Annotated in this window: 15 protein-coding genes; 7 read left to right on the forward strand and 8 right to left on the reverse strand. The window is 74.9% G+C overall.

What is annotated here, in order from left to right; translation table 11 throughout:
• Positions 1-19 precede the first annotated feature (19 nt).
• The 4 genes from cutA to ACIQKA_RS09155 are packed head-to-tail and all read right to left on the reverse strand — an operon-like array spanning position 20 to position 5,024.
• Positions 20-742 (reverse strand): divalent cation tolerance protein CutA, encoded by a 723-nt coding sequence (cutA, locus tag ACIQKA_RS09140; RefSeq protein WP_383428674.1) that lies wholly within the window; start codon positions 740-742, stop codon positions 20-22.
• Positions 739-2,640, reverse strand: a complete 1,902-nt coding sequence (locus ACIQKA_RS09145; protein WP_402540531.1) for an ABC transporter ATP-binding protein — start codon at positions 2,638-2,640, stop codon at positions 739-741. The genes cutA and ACIQKA_RS09145 overlap by 4 nt, the downstream gene beginning before the upstream one ends.
• Entirely contained in the window at positions 2,637-4,370 is a 1,734-nt protein-coding gene (locus ACIQKA_RS09150; protein WP_383151070.1) for an ABC transporter ATP-binding protein, read from the reverse strand. The genes ACIQKA_RS09145 and ACIQKA_RS09150 overlap by 4 nt, the downstream gene beginning before the upstream one ends.
• 12 nt (positions 4,371-4,382) lie before the next feature.
• Positions 4,383-5,024: an NADPH-dependent FMN reductase gene (locus ACIQKA_RS09155; protein ID WP_383151069.1), complete on the reverse strand. Its 642-nt coding sequence runs from the start codon at positions 5,022-5,024 to the stop codon at positions 4,383-4,385.
• Between the two features lie 383 nt (positions 5,025-5,407).
• Between ACIQKA_RS09155 and ACIQKA_RS09160 the strand changes: the two genes are divergently transcribed.
• Together ACIQKA_RS09160 and ACIQKA_RS09165 are read left to right on the forward strand one after the other, a co-directional pair.
• Complete coding sequence (locus ACIQKA_RS09160; RefSeq protein ID WP_383151068.1) at positions 5,408-5,938, forward strand: hypothetical protein; 531 nt, start codon at positions 5,408-5,410, stop codon at positions 5,936-5,938.
• 122 nt (positions 5,939-6,060) lie between these two features.
• Entirely contained in the window at positions 6,061-6,678 is a 618-nt protein-coding gene (locus ACIQKA_RS09165) for a class F sortase (protein WP_383151067.1), read from the forward strand.
• A gap of 15 nt (positions 6,679-6,693) precedes the next feature.
• Here ACIQKA_RS09165 and ACIQKA_RS09170 read toward each other — a convergent pair whose 3' ends face one another.
• Genes ACIQKA_RS09170 through ACIQKA_RS09180 form a run of 3 tightly spaced genes read right to left on the reverse strand, consistent with a single transcriptional unit; the run spans position 6,694 to position 9,428 of the window.
• A complete protein-coding gene (locus ACIQKA_RS09170; protein WP_383151066.1) occupies positions 6,694-7,479 on the reverse strand; it encodes a sulfite exporter TauE/SafE family protein in 786 nt (261 codons plus the stop codon).
• 37 nt (positions 7,480-7,516) lie between these two features.
• A complete protein-coding gene (locus ACIQKA_RS09175) occupies positions 7,517-7,981 on the reverse strand; it encodes a hypothetical protein (RefSeq protein ID WP_402540532.1) in 465 nt (154 codons plus the stop codon).
• On the reverse strand, positions 7,974-9,428 hold the full coding sequence (locus ACIQKA_RS09180; protein WP_402540533.1) for a ferric reductase-like transmembrane domain-containing protein: 1,455 nt from the start codon (positions 9,426-9,428) through the stop codon (positions 7,974-7,976). The genes ACIQKA_RS09175 and ACIQKA_RS09180 overlap by 8 nt, the downstream gene beginning before the upstream one ends.
• A gap of 300 nt (positions 9,429-9,728) precedes the next feature.
• Here ACIQKA_RS09180 and ACIQKA_RS09185 point away from each other — a divergent pair, with 300 nt between their 5' ends.
• From ACIQKA_RS09185 to ACIQKA_RS09205, 5 genes are all read left to right on the forward strand, one after another.
• A complete protein-coding gene (locus ACIQKA_RS09185) occupies positions 9,729-10,952 on the forward strand; it encodes an NAD(P)/FAD-dependent oxidoreductase (protein WP_383440661.1) in 1,224 nt (407 codons plus the stop codon).
• Position 10,953: 1 nt separating this feature from the next.
• Positions 10,954-13,494, forward strand: coding sequence for a nitrite reductase large subunit NirB (gene nirB / locus ACIQKA_RS09190; RefSeq protein WP_391092829.1), 2,541 nt, complete (start codon positions 10,954-10,956; stop codon positions 13,492-13,494).
• Positions 13,491-13,841 (forward strand): nitrite reductase small subunit NirD, encoded by a 351-nt coding sequence (gene nirD / locus ACIQKA_RS09195; protein WP_383151062.1) that lies wholly within the window; start codon positions 13,491-13,493, stop codon positions 13,839-13,841. Before nirB ends, nirD begins: the two co-directional genes overlap by 4 nt.
• 41 nt (positions 13,842-13,882) lie before the next feature.
• Positions 13,883-14,467, forward strand: a complete 585-nt coding sequence (locus tag ACIQKA_RS09200; protein ID WP_383428692.1) for a TetR/AcrR family transcriptional regulator — start codon at positions 13,883-13,885, stop codon at positions 14,465-14,467.
• A gap of 86 nt (positions 14,468-14,553) precedes the next feature.
• Positions 14,554-15,321, forward strand: a complete 768-nt coding sequence (locus ACIQKA_RS09205; protein ID WP_383151060.1) for an SDR family NAD(P)-dependent oxidoreductase — start codon at positions 14,554-14,556, stop codon at positions 15,319-15,321.
• 52 nt (positions 15,322-15,373) lie between these two features.
• On the opposite strand, the gene ACIQKA_RS09210 is transcribed toward ACIQKA_RS09205, so the two are convergent.
• On the reverse strand, positions 15,374-15,787 hold the full coding sequence (locus ACIQKA_RS09210; RefSeq protein WP_383428697.1) for a VOC family protein: 414 nt from the start codon (positions 15,785-15,787) through the stop codon (positions 15,374-15,376).
• Positions 15,788-15,975 lie beyond the last annotated feature (188 nt).

A 15,975-nucleotide genomic window follows, 5' to 3' on the forward strand; every position in this document is an offset into this window, starting at 1 on the left:
CGGCGCGCCCGGCGCGCGGCTACGACCGGTCGAACCAGTCCCCGCTCTCGATGACCGGGCCGAGGGGCGCGTCCGGGGCCGCCAGGAAGACCCAGGCGGAGACCCGCGCCCCGTCCCGCACCCGGACGACGTCCTTCGCCACCCGCTCGTAGCCGACGGGCAGTTCGAGGCGGTCGAGCAGGCCGAACAGCTCGCCGTAGGCGCCGGGCGCGGGCGTGAGCAGGGTGCCGGCCACCCGGCCCTTCGCCGCCGGGACGGCGTACGGGTAGCCGGGCCCGTCGTGCAGGACCGCGCCGTCGAGCACGGCGTCCGCCTCGGCGCCGATCCGGCCGGCGAGGAACCGGTCGTGGTTGTACGCGCCCGGGCGGAGCGTCCCGTACACGAAGAACGGCAGCTCGTCGTCGGCCACCGGGCCCTCGACCGCCGGGTCGGGCGAGGTCTCCCGCTCGACCCAGCGGGCGTACCCCTCGCTCACCCGGGCGACCCGGGTGGCGAGGACCTCGGGCGTCTCGTAGTCGTGGGCGGCGACGAGGTGGGCCTCCAGGGCCGGGTAGCGGGCCTCGGTGCTCTTGAACACCACCTCCCACTCCTCGGTGGTCTCGATCGCGCCCCGCCAGTGGTAGACGGAGGTGACGGGCCCGGCGATCTGCGCGCAGGCGGCGAGCCGGGCCTCGACGGCGCCGCGCGCCAGGGCCTCGGCCTTGGCGCGCGCGTCGGTGGTGGTGCGGACGGTGACGATCACGGCCCCACCGTACGGGCGAACTGGGCCGCGTGCAGCCGGGCGTAGGCCCCTCCGGCGGCGAGCAGCTCCTCGTGGGTGCCCTGCTCGGCGATCGCGCCGCGCTCCATCACCAGGATGGTGTCGGCGTCGCGGATCGTGGAGAGCCGGTGGGCGACGACGAAGCTGGTGCGGCCCGCGCGCAGCGAGGACATGGCCTGCTTGACGAGGAGTTCGGTGCGGGTGTCGACGGAGCTGGTGGCCTCGTCGAGGACGAGGACCACCGGATCGGAGAGGAAGGCGCGGGCGAGGGTGACGAGCTGCTTCTCGCCGGCGCTGAGGCCGCCGCCGTCCTCGTCGAGGACGGTGTCGTAGCCGTCGGGCAGGGTGCGGACGAACCGGTCGGCGTGGGCGGCCCGCGCCGCTTCCACGATCCGCTCGCGGGAGACCTCGCCGGGGACCCCGTAGGCGATGTTCTCGGCGATGGTGCCGCCGAAGAGCCAGGTGTCCTGGAGGACCGTGCCGGTGTGGGAGCGCAGTTCCTCCCGGGTCATCGCCGCCGTGTCGACGCCGTCGAGGGCGATCCGGCCGCCGGTCGGCTCGTGGAAGCGCATCAGCAGGTCGACCAGGGTGGTCTTGCCGGCCCCGGTGGGGCCGACGACGGCGACGGTCCGGCCGGGCTCGACGGTGAGGGAGAGGTCCTCGATCAGCGGCCGGCCGGGGTCGTGTCGGAAGGAGACCTTCTCGAAGGAGACCCGGCCGCGCACCGGGTCGGGCCGCCGGGGCTCGGCCGGGTCGGGCGTCTCCTCCTCGGCGTCGAGGAGGTCGAAGACCCGCTCGGCGGAGGCCACTCCGGACTGGAGCAGGTTGGCCATGGCGGCGACCTGGGTGACGGGGCCGTTGAACTCGTACGAGTACTGGACGAAGGCCTGCACGTCGCCGACGGTGAGCGTGCCGCTCGCGACCCGCAGTCCGCCGACCACGGCGACGGCCACGTAGTTCAGGTTGCCGACGAAGGTCAGGGCGGGCTGGATGAAGCCGGAGACGAACTGGGCGCGGAAGCTCGCCCGGTACAGCTCCTCGCCCAGCTCGTCGAAGCGGCGCACGGCCTCCTCGCGCCGTCCGAAGGCGACGACCTCGGTGTGGCCGGTGACCATCTCCTCGACGTGGCCGCCGAGCCGGCCCGTGACCGCCCACTGCTTGACGAACTGCGGCTGGGCGCGCCGTCCGACGAGGGCGGCGACGGCGAGGGAGACCGGGACGGTGGCGAGGGCGACGAGGGCGAGCGACGGGGAGATCCAGAACATCATCGCGAGGACGCCGACCAGGGTGAGCAGGGCGCGCACCATCTGGCTGAGGGCCTGCTGGAGGGTCTGGGTGATGTTGTCGATGTCGTTGGTGGTGCGGGAGAGGACCTCGCCGCGCGGCTGCCGGTCGAGGTGGGAGAGGGGCAGCCGGGCCAGCTTGTGCTGGGCCCGCTCGCGCAGCCGGTGCCCGGCCCGCTGGACGACGTCGGTGGCGATCCGCTGCTGGATCCAGACGAGGACGGAGGAGCCGAGGACGACGGCGGCGGAGAGGGCGAGGACCCGGCCGACGGCGGCGAAGTCGACCCCGGCGGGGCGGGTGACGCCGGTGACGACGAGGTCGGTGGCGCGGCCGAGGAGGAGGGGCGCGAGGACGGAGAGGGCGACGCCGCCGGTGCCGGCGGCGAGCAGGACGAGCAGGCGGGCCCGGTCGGGGGCGAGGGTGCGCAGGAGGCGGAGGCCGGAGGCGCGGAAGGAGAGGGAGCGTTCGAGGGAGGGGGCGGCGAGGCCGGGGCCGCGCTGGGGCGGGGGCCCGGTGCGGGCGGGGGCGGCGGGGGTCCGGCCCCGGACCCCGTCGTGGCCGGGGGCCTTGTCGCGGGGCTCCGTGGTCGTGGTCACGCGGCCTCCTCCTCGGTGAGCTGGGAGAGGACGATCTCCCGGTAGGTGGGGTCGTCCCGCAGGAGGGACGCGTGGGTGCCGGTGCCGACGACCCGGCCCCGGTCGAGGACGACGATCCGGTCGGCGTGGCGGACGGTGGAGACGCGCTGGGCGACGACCACCACGGTGGAGCCGGCCGTCTCCTCGGCGAGCGCGGCCCGCAGCCGGGCGTCGGTGCCGGGGTCGAGGGCGGAGAAGGAGTCGTCGAAGAGGTAGAGCCGGGGGCGGGCGGCGAGGACGCGGGCGATGGCGAGCCGCTGGCGCTGGCCGCCGGAGAAGTTGGCGCCGCCCTGGGAGACGGGCGCGTCGAGCCCCTCGTCGAGCTCCCGGACGAAGTCGGCGGCCTGGGCGGTCTCCAGGGCGTGCCACAGCTCCTCGTCGGTGGCGTCGGGCCTCCCGTAGCGGAGGTTGGAGGCGATCGTGCCCGAGAAGAGGTACGGCTTCTGGGGGACGATCCCGACGGTCCTGGCCATGAGGGCGGGGTCGAGGGTGCGGACGTCGGCGCCGTCCACGAGGACCCGGCCCTCGGTGGCGTCGAAGAGGCGGGGCACGAGCCCGAGGAGGGTCGACTTGCCGCTGCCGGTGGAGCCGACGATCGCGGTGGTCTCGCCGGGCCGGGCGACGAGCCCGACGTCGTGCAGGACGGGTTCCTCCGCGCCGGGGTAGCGGAAGCCGACGCCGTCGAGTTCGAGCCGGCCGGGGCCGTGGAGCTCGCGGACCGGGTGCGCGGGCGGGACGACGGAGGAGCGGGTGTCGAGGACCTCGCGGACGCGTTCGGCGCCGGCCTCGGCGCGCGGCATGTGCATCAGGAGGAAGAGGGCCATCATCACGGACATGGCGGTCTGGAGCAGATAGCCGAGGAAGGCGACGAGCCCGCCCGGCTGGAGGGCGCCGGAGTCGATGCGGTGGGCGCCGACGTACACCAGGGCGACCGTGGTGAGCTCCCAGATCACCAGGACGACGGGGAACATGAGGGCCTGTAACCGGCCGGCCCGCAGGCCGACGGAGAACAGCTCGTCGTTGGCGGTGGCGAACCGTTCCCGCTCGTGCCGGTCGCGGACGAAGGCGCGGACGACCCGGACGCCGGTGATCTGCTCGCGCAGGATCCGGTTGGTCAGGTCGACGCGGCGCTGCATGCCCCGGAAGAGGGGCCGCATGCGGAGCACGACGCTGCCGACGGCCCCGGTCATCACGGGCACGAAGAGGACCAGGACGAGGGCGGTCGGCACGTCCTGGCGCAGGGCCATGACGATGCCCCCGGCGCACAGGAGCGGGGCGGCGACCAGCATGGTCAGGACGAGGACGGTGAAGGTCTGGATCTGCTGGACGTCGTTGGTGGTGCGGGTGATGAGGGAGGCGGCGCCGAAGCGGCCCCGCTCCCGGGCGGAGAAGTCCTGGACGCGGCGGAAGACCTCGGAGCGCAGGTCGCGGGCGACGCCCATGGCGATGCGGGCGCCGGTGTAGGTGGCGGCGGCGGCCGCCGCCACCTGGAGGAGGGTGACGGCGGCCATCCGGGCGCCCCCGGAGAGGACCCGTCCGGTGTCGCCGCGCAGGACGCCGTGGTCGATGACGCCGGCGTTGAGGGCGGGCAGCGCGAGGGAGGACAGGGTCTGGACGAGCTGGAGGGCGACGAGGAGGACGAGGAGGTTCCGGTACGGCCGGAGGCGGGGGAGGAGGAGCCGGAAGAGCACGGTGCCGCCTCCTCACGCGCCGTACGGGCGGACGGACTTGGCGTCCCTGAGGGCGTGGCCCCACCAGGCGAGCTGGTCGAGGAGGGCCTTGGCCGCGCCCTCGGGCCCGGCCGGGTCCCGGTGCCGCCCGTCCTCGTCGAACTGCGCGTGGGCGTGCGGGAAGGAGACGGTGTCCCGGACGGTGACGGCGTGCATCTCGGCGAAGACCTGGCGGAGCTGTTCGACGGCCCGCAGGCCGCCGGAGATCCCGCCGTAGGAGACGAAGCCGACGGGCTTGGCCTGCCATTCGGCGTAGTGGCGGTCGATCAGGTTCTTGAGGGCGGCGGGGAAGGAGTGGTTGTACTCGGGGGTGAGGACGACGAAGGCGTCGGCGGCGTCGAGGACCGGGGTGACCTTGGCGAGTTCGGCGCGGACGGCCGGGGAGGGGTCGTACGAGAGGGAGGTGGGGAGGTCGACCTCGGCGAGGTCGACGACCGCGACGGCGAAGTCCTCGCGCTCGGCGAGGCGGGAGAGGAACCAGTCGGTGACGACGGGGGCGAACCGGCCCTCGCGGTCGCTGGCGACGACGAGGGCGAGGGAGAGGGGGGCGGGAGGAGCGGGAACGGCGGCGGGGGCGGGGGAGACGGCGGGCCGCGCGGAGTCGGTGAGGTCCATGTCGGTGATCGTGGTACCTCAAGTTTGGTTGAGGTCAAGCGGCGGTCCGGGACGGGCGCCGACGCGGGCGCGGGCGCACCGGCCGGCCGCCCGGCGGGAGGGACCGGGGCACGCCGGCCGACCACTCGGCGGGAGGGACGCGGGCGCCTCGGTCACCCGTTCGGCGCGGCTCGCGGTCGGGCGTGTCGAAACCGGCCCCGACCTGCGGAAACGTCCGGCATCCAGGCGGCGCGCCGTATCGAACGGACCCATCCTGATGCCCCATCAGCAGGCGGCGGGCGCGCGGCGGCCTTTATCTCGGTCACAGAAGGTCCGGTTCCGGGAAGTCCCTCCCGGGAGGACCGTCCCGGCATGACCGCACGCGCGCTCCGGAGGACCCCATCATGCGCACCACTGCCCGCCTGTTCACCGGTACCGCGCTGACGGTCGCCGCGCTCGGGGCGTTCGCCGCCCCGGCGGCGCACGCCGGCGAGGAGTGGAACGAGCCCGAGGGGCGGCACGAGACCCTTGAGGTCTACCCGTCGTCCGCGTCCCCCGGGACCACGGTCACCGTGAACACCCTCGCCTGCGGCAAGAACGGACGCGGCGTCGGCGACGCGAACTCGCTCGGCGCGGGCGACTTCCGCCTGAAGCCGAGCACCCACAAGGAGATCGTGGTGGGGCAGTTCACCGTGCCCCACCACGCCAAGGCCGGTACGTACGGCATCAGCGTGGCCTGCGACAACGGCAAGACGGCCCGGGGCGACCTGACCGTCACGCACCGGCGTCCCAGCGGCCACGTCCAGACCGGTGTCGGGGGCAGCGTCGGCCCCGACACCGCCCAGGTCGCGGCGGGCGCGGCGGTGCTGACCGCGGCCGCCGTCGGCGGTGCCTGGCTCCTGCGCCGCCGGGCGAGCGGCGCGCGGGGGCACTGAGGCACCGCCCCTTCCTGCCCCCGCCGCACGCCCGTACGGGCCCGGCGGGGGCAGGAGCACATCCCGGCGCGTTCCGGCGGCGCGCCGAAGAGCGGCGCGCCGAGAAGACGGAAGGGATCCAGGTGAGCAACAGGAGCAAGGGCTGGGGCATCGCGGTGGCCGCCTGCGCGGGTCTCTGGCTCGTCCAGAACGGCTCGGAGAACGTCACCCCGCCCGTGCCGTCCGCCGCCCAGGCCTTCGCCGCCGGGCCGAGCGTCCACACCGACGCCGCCGCCGACCCGCTGCCGCCCTCGGCGCCCGTACGGCTGCGCATCCCCGAGACCGACGTGGACACCCCGATGACGGGGCTGGGCCTGGCGGCGGACGGCACCCTCGAAGTGCCGCCGGCCGGCGACCGGAACCTGGCCGGCTGGTACGAGGGCGGGACCGCGCCCGGCGCGAAGGGGACCGCGGTCGTCGCGGGCCACGTCGACAACGCGGACGGGCCCGCCGTCTTCTACACCCTCGGCGCGCTGAAGAAGGGCCACCGGATCGAGGTGGACCGGGAGGACGGGCGCACCGCCGTGTTCACGGTCGACGCGGTCGAGGTGTACGAGAACGACGCCTTCCCGAGCGGCAAGGTCTACGACGAGGCGGACCGGGCCGAGATCCGGGTCATCACCTGCGGCGGCGGCTTCTCGGAGAAGAACGGCTACCAGGGGAACGTGGTCGCCTTCGGGCACCTCATCGGGGTCAGGTAGCCCGGCCCCGGCGGCTCACCCCCACTGGTCGAAGGCGAGCTTCGCGACCAGGGAGAAGACCACCACGAGCAGCACGCCCCGGACGAACTCGGCGCCCCTGCTCAGCGCCATCCGGGCGCCGACCGTCCCGCCGACCAGGTTGAAGACCGCCATGACGGCGGCGAGCTGCCAGTACACCGTGCCCTGGTACGCGAACATCGCGAGGGCGCCCGCGTTGGTGCAGACGTTGACGATCTTGGCGGTGGCGGAGGCGGTCACCAGGTCGAGGTGGAGGACGGCGGTCAGGGCGAGGACCAGGAAGGTGCCGGTGCCCGGCCCGAACAGGCCGTCGTAGAAGCCGATCCCGCCGCCGACGACCACGATCGCGGTCACGACCCTGGCCCGGGTCAGCGGCGCCCGCTCCTCCCCCTCGGCCCGCGCGCCGAAGGAGGGCCGGAGCATCACGAAGGCCGCCACGCCGAGCAGCACCACCATGATCACCGGGCGCAGCACGTCGCTGCTGATCCCGGCGGCGAAGAAGGCGCCGGTCATGGAGCCGGCGAGGGCCGCGAGTCCGATCCGCACCGCCGTCCCGACCCGGACGGGCGCCTTGCGGACGTAGGTGACGGCGGCGCCGGTGGTGCCGACGATCGCGACGGCCTTGTTCGTGCCGAGGATCTGCGCGGCCGGGGCGTGCGGGAGGCCGAGGAGCAGGGCGGGCAGCAGGAGCAGCCCGCCGCCGCCCACCACGGCGTCGATCCAGCCCGCCACGAGCGCGGCGAGACACAGCAGGACGAGCGTGGTCAGCGATATCTCGGGCATGGACGTGAGCCTAGGGACGGGATCGTTGGCCCGTCCATCAGTCGCGGGAGAGTTGAGCTACGTCTGAGCTTGCCGCGCCCGGCCCGCGGTCGGGCGGGGGCGGTGCGGCCGGGGTGACGGCGGCGGTGAGCAGGGTCGCGGCGAGCGCCCCGGCACCGAGGAGACCGGCGGCGAGGCGCCGCCGGGCCCACTCGGCCGGGAGACGCCGGGCTCCGTGCCGGGGGGCGTGCCGGGGGCCGTGCCGGGGCCCGGGTCCGGATACAGGGCCGGGTCCGGGGTTGAAGTCCGGTCCGGGGCTGAGGTCGGGAGCGGGCCCGGGGTTGAAGCCCGGTCCGGGGCTGAGGTCGGGAGCGGGCCCGGGGTTGAAGCCCGGTCCGGGACTGAGGTCGGGACCGGGTCCGGGGTGAAGGCCGAGGCCGTTGCCGGGGCCGGAGCCGAAGTCAGGGTCGAAGCCGGGGTCGGGGTAGAAGCCGGGGTCGGGGTCGGAGCCGGGTCTAGGCACGGTCGAAGTCCTCGCTGTGGATGCGGGAGGCCGGGACTCCGGCCCGGAGCAGGGAGGCGGTCGCGGCGCGGGCCATCGCGGGCGGACCGCACAGGTACACGTCGTGGGCGGCGAGGCCGGGCACGAGGTTGCGCAGGGCCTGCGGGGCGAGCGGAGCGAGATGGGGGCACCCCCGGCCGCAGGCCGGGGGAGGGTCGAAGGAGCCGTCGGAGGGGCCGAGGAGGAAGTGGAGGGCGGCCCGCCGTTCGCGGGCGATGGCCTCCAGCTCCTCGCGCAGGACGACGTCGGAGGCGTCCGAGGCGCGGTAGAGGAGGGTCACGTCGCCGGGCCCGCCGGGCAGGGTCTCGAAGAGGGCCCGCAGCGGGGTGATGCCGACCCCGCCCGCCAGCAGCAGCACCTTGCGGCGGGTGCGGCGGTGGGCGGTGAGCGCGCCGAAGGGTCCGGAGGCGAGGACCCGGGTGCCGGGGCGGAGCCGCCGGACGCGGCGGGTGTGGTCGCCGAGCGCCTTGACGGTGATCCGCAGGGTGTCGTCGCGGACGGGCGCGGAGAGCGAGAAGGGCAGGGCGGTGGCCCAGAGGCCGCGCCGCAGGAAGCGCCAGCGGAAGAACTGTCCGGGCTCGGCGCACAGCCGGTCCACTCCCCTGCCCCGGATCAGGACCGAGACGACCCCGGGGCCCTCGTCGCGGACCTCGGCGACCCGCAGGTCGTGGCGGAGGGCGGCGCGGGCGGGGACGACGAGCCGGTACCAGACGAGGAGGACGGCGACGGTGGCGTGGGCCATGGACCAGAGCCACCGGGTGAGGAGGCCGCCGGCGATGTCGGGGCCCGCGAGCTGGTGGACGAAGCCGAGCGCGGCGGCGAGCAGCGCGCCGAGGTGGACGGCCCGCCAGGTCTCGTGCCGGAGCCTGCGCCGTACGGAGCGGGCGGAGGTGGTGCCGACGGCGACGAGCAGGGCGGTGCCCGCGGCGGCGGCGGCGATCGCCCCGTAGGAGAGGAGGTCCCCGGCGGCGGTGACCAGGTCGGCGTGGGTGTGGACGGCGTGGCCGCAGAGGGCGAGGACGGCGTGGGCGGCGATCAGGCCGAGGACGTACCGGCCGCCGAGGGCGTGCCAGCGGGCGAGCCGGTCGGCGCCGACGCCGTGCTCGACGGCCGGGACCCGGGCCATGAGCAGCAGCAGGACGAGGACGCCGTATCCGGCGAGGAGGCCGGTGAGGTGGGCGCCGGACGCGAAGAGGACGTCGGGCCGGGCGGAGGGCCGGGCCTGGAGGCCCCAGAGGAGGCCGACGGCCCCGGCACCGGCGACGATCCCGGCCCTCAGCCGCTCGGGCGCGAGCCGGAGGGCGGGGACGGGCGGGGCGGGAGGACGCCGGCGGCGGGGCCCGGCGGTCTGCGGCACGGTGAGGGGTACGTAGAGAGGGTGGCTGGCCTCGGTGGTCACGTCCGGCACCCTAGGTCCGCCCGTATCCGGAAATCCGCAGCTCAGCCGTGTCCGTCCGATCCTTAAGGCGGGCTTGAGGCGAGGCTGACCACGGGTTAACCCCGGGGCCGGTCGGGCAGGCCCTCGCAGCGGCCGGGACCTCGCGGCGACCGGAGTCGCGGCCCCGCCCGGCAAGCGGTCCCCCGGCCCCGCACAGCGCGCGGTCCCGCGGCCCCTCACAGCGGACGGCGCCGGGAGCGGAGATCAGCGTTCCGTACGGGAAACAGACGGGATGCCGCCGGGTAACACCGCCCGCGCACGCTTCCGGTCATGAGTACACGGATCGTGGTGGTCGGGGGCGGAACGGCGGGCGCCCGGCTCGCCCGGCGCCTGCCCGTCACCCTCCTCGGGGAGGAGCCGCACGCACCGTACAACAGGGTGCTGCTCGCCGACGTCCTCGCCGGGCGGTACGCCCCCGAGGTGATCGCGCTGCCCGGCACCCGCGGGCCGGCCCGGCTCGGGACGCGGGCGGTGCGGATCGACCGGGCGGCGCGGACGGTGGAGTGCGCGGACGGCTCGCTCGTCGGCTACGACCGGCTGGTCCTGGCGACGGGCTCCAACCCGGTGCTGCCGCCGCTGCGCGGACTGCGCGGAGCGGCCCTTCCGGCGGGCGTCCACCCCTTCCGCACCCTCGACGACTGCCTGGCGCTGCGCGCGGCGGTACGGCCGGGCGTGCGGGCCGTGGTCGTCGGCGGCGGGCTCCTCGGGGTGTCGGCGGCACGGGCGCTCGCGGCGCTCGGCGCGGACGTGGTCCTCGCCCAGCAGGGCGAGCGCCTGATGGAGCGCCAGCTCGACGCCCACGCCTCGGCGCTGCTCCGGGAGCACGTCGAGTCCCTCGGGGTCGAGGTGCACACCGAGTGCCGGGTGGGCGGCCTGCGGCAGCGGGACGGGGCGGTCACGGCGGTCGAACTCGCCGACGGCTTCGTGCTGGACGCCGGGGTCGTGGTCCTGGCCTGCGGGGTGCGGCCCCGGGTGGCCCTGGCCCGGGAGGCGGGGCTCGACGTCGCCACCGGGATCGTGGTCGACGACGAGCTGCGGACCTCCGACCCGGCCGTCCACGCGGTGGGCGACTGCGCGGAGCACGCGGGCCGGGTGTACGGGCTCGCGGGCCCGGCGCTCGAACAGGCGGACGCGCTGGTGGAGGTGCTGGCGCGGGAGACCGGGACCGGGGCCTCCGAGGCGCCCGCGCCCACGGCCCCGGCCGCCTACACCGGCACCCGCGCCCTCACCCGGCTCACCCTCACCGGCCCGCGCCCGCTCGACCTGGCCGCCTTCGGCGAGGTCACCGCGCGGCCGGGCGACGACACCGTCCAGCTCACCGACCCCACCCGCGGCGCGTACCGCAAGGTCGTCGTCCGGGGCGACCGGCTCGTCGGGGGCGTCCTCCTCGGCGACCTGGCCGCGGTCGGCGCGCTCGCCCGGGCCTGGGAGGGCGACGAGGCCCTCCCGGAGGCCCCCCTGCTCCACCTGCTCACCCACGACGGAGGCTCCTGACATGAGCGCTGACGCTGACACCACCGCGCACGCCCCGACGATCGTCCTGGTCGGCCACGGAATGGTCGGCCAGCGGTTCCTGGAGGCGCTCGCCGACCGGGGCCTCACCGGGCGGGCCCGGATCGTGGTCCTCTGCGAGGAGCCGCGCCCGGCCTACGACCGCGTCCAGCTCACCTCGTACTTCTCCGGGAAGACCCCCGACGACCTGTCGATGGTCGGGGCGGGGTTCATGGCGGAGCACGGCATCGAGCTGTACGTGGGCGACGCGGCCGCGTCGGTGGACCGGGAGGCCCGGACGGTCACCGCCCGTTCGGGGCGGGTCTTCGCGTACGACACGCTCGTCCTGGCCACCGGCTCGTACCCCTTCGTCCCGCCGGTGCCCGGCAAGGACGCCCGGGGCTGCTTCGTCTACCGCACGATCGAGGACCTGCTCGCGATCGAGGAGTACGCGAGGACGGCGACGACCGGTGCGGTGGTCGGCGGCGGGCTGCTCGGCCTGGAGGCGGCGGGCGCGCTCAAGGGCCTCGGCCTGGAGACGCACGTGGTGGAGTTCGCGCCGCGCCTGATGCCGGTGCAGGTGGACGAGGGCGGCGGCGCGGCCCTGCTGCGCACGATCGAGCGGATGGGCCTGGGCGTCCACACGGGGACGGGCACGCAGGAGGTCGTGACGGCGGACGGCGCCGTGACGGGCATGAGGCTGTCGGACGGCTCCGAACTGGCCGTGGACATGGTCGTGTTCTCGGCGGGCGTGCGGCCCCGGGACCAGCTCGCCCGGGACTGCGGGCTCGCCGTGGGCGAGCGCGGCGGCATCGCCGTCGACGAGCTGTGCCGGACCTCGGACCCGGCGGTCTTCGCGATCGGGGAGTGCGCGCTCGCGGTCGACGGGCGGGTCTACGGCCTGGTGGCGCCGGGCTACGAGATGGCGCAGACGGTGGCGGCGGTCCTCGCGGAGGGAACCGAGGCGGCCGGCGGCGGCTTCACGGGTGCCGACATGTCGACCAAGCTGAAGCTGCTCGGCGTGGACGTGGCGTCGTTCGGCGACGCGCACGGCGCGGCGGAGGGATGCCTCGACGTCGTGTACTCCGACTCCCGCTCGGGCGTCTACAAGAAGCTGGTGGTGGACGGCGAGGGCGTGCTGCTCGGCGGCGTCCTGGTCGGCGACGCCGACTCGTACGGGCTGCTGAGGCCGCTGACCGGCACGGTCCCGCCCGTCTCGCCCGAGCAGCTGGTGCTTCCGGCGGGCGCGGGCGCGCCGGTGGCGCTCGGCCCGTCGGCGCTGCCGGACGACGCGGTGATCTGCTCCTGCCACAACGTCACGAAGCACGCGATCGGCCAGTGCTCCTCGCTCGCCGAGGTGAAGAAGTGCACCAAGGCGGGCACGGGCTGCGGCAGTTGCGTGAAGGTGATCGAGAAGCTGCTGCCGGCCGCCGTCGACAAGGGGCTCTGCGGCTGCTTCCCGTACGGCAGGAGCGAGCTGTACGAGATCGCCCGCACCCTGCGCGTGACCTCGTTCGCCGCGCTGCTCGACTCGCACGGGCGGCCGGAGGCGCGGGGCGGCGAGGGCTGCGAGGTCTGCAAGCCGACCGTGGGCTCGATCCTGGCCTCGCTGAACAACGGGTACATCCTGGACGGCGAGCAGGCCTCCCTCCAGGACACCAACGACCACTTCCTCGCCAACATGCAGCGCAACGGCTCCTACTCGGTCGTGCCGCGCATCCCCGGCGGCGAGATCACCCCGGACAAGCTGATCGTGATCGGCGAGGTGGCCCGCGACTACGGCCTCTACACGAAGATCACGGGCGGCCAGCGGATCGACCTCTTCGGCGCGCGGGTGGACCAGCTCCCGGCGATCTGGACCCGGCTGGTCGACGCGGGCTTCGAGTCGGGGCACGCGTACGGCAAGTCGCTGCGGACCGTGAAGTCCTGCGTCGGGCAGACCTGGTGCCGGTACGGCGTGCAGGACTCGGTGAGGATGGCGATCCGGCTGGAGCTGCGCTACCGGGGCCTGCGCTCGCCGCACAAGCTGAAGTCGGCGGTCTCGGGCTGCGCCCGCGAGTGCGCCGAGGCGCAGTCGAAGGACTTCGGGATCATCGCGACGGCCAACGGCTGGAACCTGTACGTCGGCGGGAACGGCGGCGCGACTCCGCGCCACGCGGACCTGCTCGCCCAGGACCTGTCGGACGCCGAACTGGTCCGGCTCATCGACCGGTTCCTGATGTTCTACATCCGGACGGCGGACCGCCTGGAGCGGACGTCGACCTGGCTGGAGCGCCTGGAGGGCGGGCTCGGCCACCTCAAGGACGTGGTGGTGCACGACTCGCTCGGGCTCTGCGACGAGCTGGAGGCGCTGATGGCGGCGCACGTGGACTCCTACCGGGACGAGTGGGCGCAGACCCTCGACGACCCGGAGCGGCTGCGGCGCTTCGTCTCCTTCGTGAACGCCCCGGACGCGCCGGACCCCTCGGTCCGGTTCGTGCCGGAGCGCGACCAGATCAAGCCGGACCTCACGTTCCTCACCCTGGAAGGGGTTGCCTCCCGATGACGACGCTCGAACTGTCCCTCTCCCCCGAGTCCTGGATGGCCGTCTGCGAGGAGTCCCGGCTGACCCCGGGCCGCGGCGTGGCCGCGCTGCTGCCGGACGGCCGGCAGGCTGCGGTCTTCCGGGACCGGCGGGGCCGGACGTACGCGATCGACAACCGCGACCCGTTCACGGGGGCGCAGGTGCTCTCCCGGGGCCTCCTCGGCTCGGCGGACGGGCGCCCGTTCGTGGCCTCGCCGCTCCTGAAGCAGCGGTTCGACCTGGAGACGGGGCGCTGCCTGGACGACGAGGAGATCGCGGTGGCGGTGTATCCGGTGCGGGCGGTCCAGCTCGATCCGGCGTTCTCCTGAGCCACTTGACCGATCGTTCCAGAAAACTCTAGGCTCCCGTCGTGGCCAGGACCAAGGAATTCGATCCGGACGCCGCGCTCCGGGCAGCCCTCGAACTGTTCTGGGCGCGCGGCTACGAGGCGACGACGATGGCGGACCTCGTGGAGCACCTCGGGGTGGGCCGCGCCAGCCTCTACGCGACCTTCGGGAACAAGCACGAGCTGTACCTGAAGGCGCTGGACCGGTACACGGAGGCCAACGATCCGCGGCTCGTCGAGGAGCTGTCCGCGCCGGGCCCCGCCCTGCCGGCCGTCCGGGCCCTCGTCCGCCGCTTCGCCGCCGAGGCGGCGACCGACGGAGAGCGCCTGACCGGCTGTTTCGTCACCAACTCGGCGGCGGAGCTGGGGCCGCACGACACGGCGGTGGCCCGCCGGGTCGAGCTGAGCTGGGAGCAGCTGGAGACGCTGCTCCACGCGGCGCTCGTCCGGGCCCGCGCCGGGGGCGAGCTCCCGGCCGGCCGCGATCCGCGCGCGCTGGCCCGGATGCTCCTGGTCCTGCTCCAGGGCGTCCGGGTGGTCGGCAAGGCGTCGAGCGACCCGGCCAGGGTGCGGGACGCGGCGGAGCAGGCGCTGACCCTGCTGGACTGAACGATCCGGGGACGGGCACCCTCGCGGGTGCCCTTTCTTCGGCCCCGATATTGGAACGTACGGTCAAGAACAAAGGGAGACATTCCATGACCGCCGCACGCTTCACCGACCGCGTCGTCCTCGTCACCGGGGCCGGTTCCGGTCTCGGCCGGGCCGTCGCGCTCGCCTTCGCCGCCGAGGGCGCGAAGGTCGTCGCCGCCGGGCGCACGGCGGAGACCCTGGAGGAGACGGCGGCCCTGATCGGGGCCGCCGGGGGCACCGCCGCGGCGGTCACCGCCGACGTGACCGACGCCGCCTCCACCCGGGAACTGGTCCGGCGCGCGGTCGAGCTCTTCGGCGGCCTGGACGTCGCCGTGAACAACGCGGGGGTGTTCCGGGGCGGCGGCCACAGCGCCGCCGACCTCCCGCTGGAGGACTGGCAGGCCCTGCTCGACGTCAACGTCACGGGGGTCCTGCACGCGCTCCGGGCCGAGGTGGCGCACATGCGGGCGCACGGCGGCGGGGCGATCGTGAACGTCTCGTCCAACCTGGGCGCGCACGTCCGGGTCCCCGGCGTCTTCGGCTACCAGGTCTCCAAGGCGGCCGTGTCGGCGCTCACCCGGGCCGCGGCCCTGGACCACGTCGGCGACGGGATCCGGATCAACGCGGTCAGTCCGGGGGCGTCGGAGTCCACGATGTCGCTGCGGCCCGGCGAGACCGAGGCCGAGCGGGAGGTCCGGATGAAGGAGGAGTCGCCGCTCGGCCGGATCTCGTCCGCCGCGGAGGTGGCGGCGGCGGTCCTCTACCTCGCCTCGGACGCGGCCGGCTCCGTCGTCGGCACCGACCTGGTGATCGACGGCGGGGTCGCGGCCTGAGCCCCCGTCCGCCGGATCGGCCCCGGGCCCGGCGGGGTCCGTCCCTCCGGGCTCAGCCCTGGGAGGCGGCCGGGTCCATCCAGAAGACCTCCCAGTGGTGGCCGTCCAGGTCGGTGAAGGAGCGCCCGTACATGAAGCCCATGTCCATGGGCTCCTTCGCCGGCGTGCCACCGGCGGCGAGGGCCGCGTCGGCCAGCTCGTCCGCCTTCTCGCGGCTCTCGGCGCTCAGCGTGACGAGCACCTCGGTGGCCTTCGTGGCGTCGGAGATCTCCTTGCCCGGGGCCGTGAACTCCTTGAACTTCTGCTCGGTGAGCAGCATCGCGAAGATCGTGTCGCTGATGACGAGACAGGCGGCGGTGTCGTCGCTGAACTGCGGGTTGAAGGAGTAGCCGAGCTTCTCGAAGAAGGCCCTGCTGGCGTCGAGGTCCTTCACGGGCAGGTTCACGAAGATCATCTGCGGAGCCATGGCGTTCCCTCTTCCTCGGTCGTCCGGCCCGCTCGGTGCGTTCCGGCGCTTTCGAGAGGTAGGACGGGGGCGCCGCCCGAAACTCATCGCCCCTCCGGAAAAAGTTTCTCCGCCGGGTCCGCCGGGTCCGCCGGGTCCACCGAGGTCCGCCCGGCCCCACCTGGCCGGCCCGGCCCGCCCGATCCGTC

This window comes from Streptomyces sp. NPDC092045, from assembly GCF_044756005.1.
GTDB lineage: Bacteria > Actinomycetota > Actinomycetes > Streptomycetales > Streptomycetaceae > Streptomyces.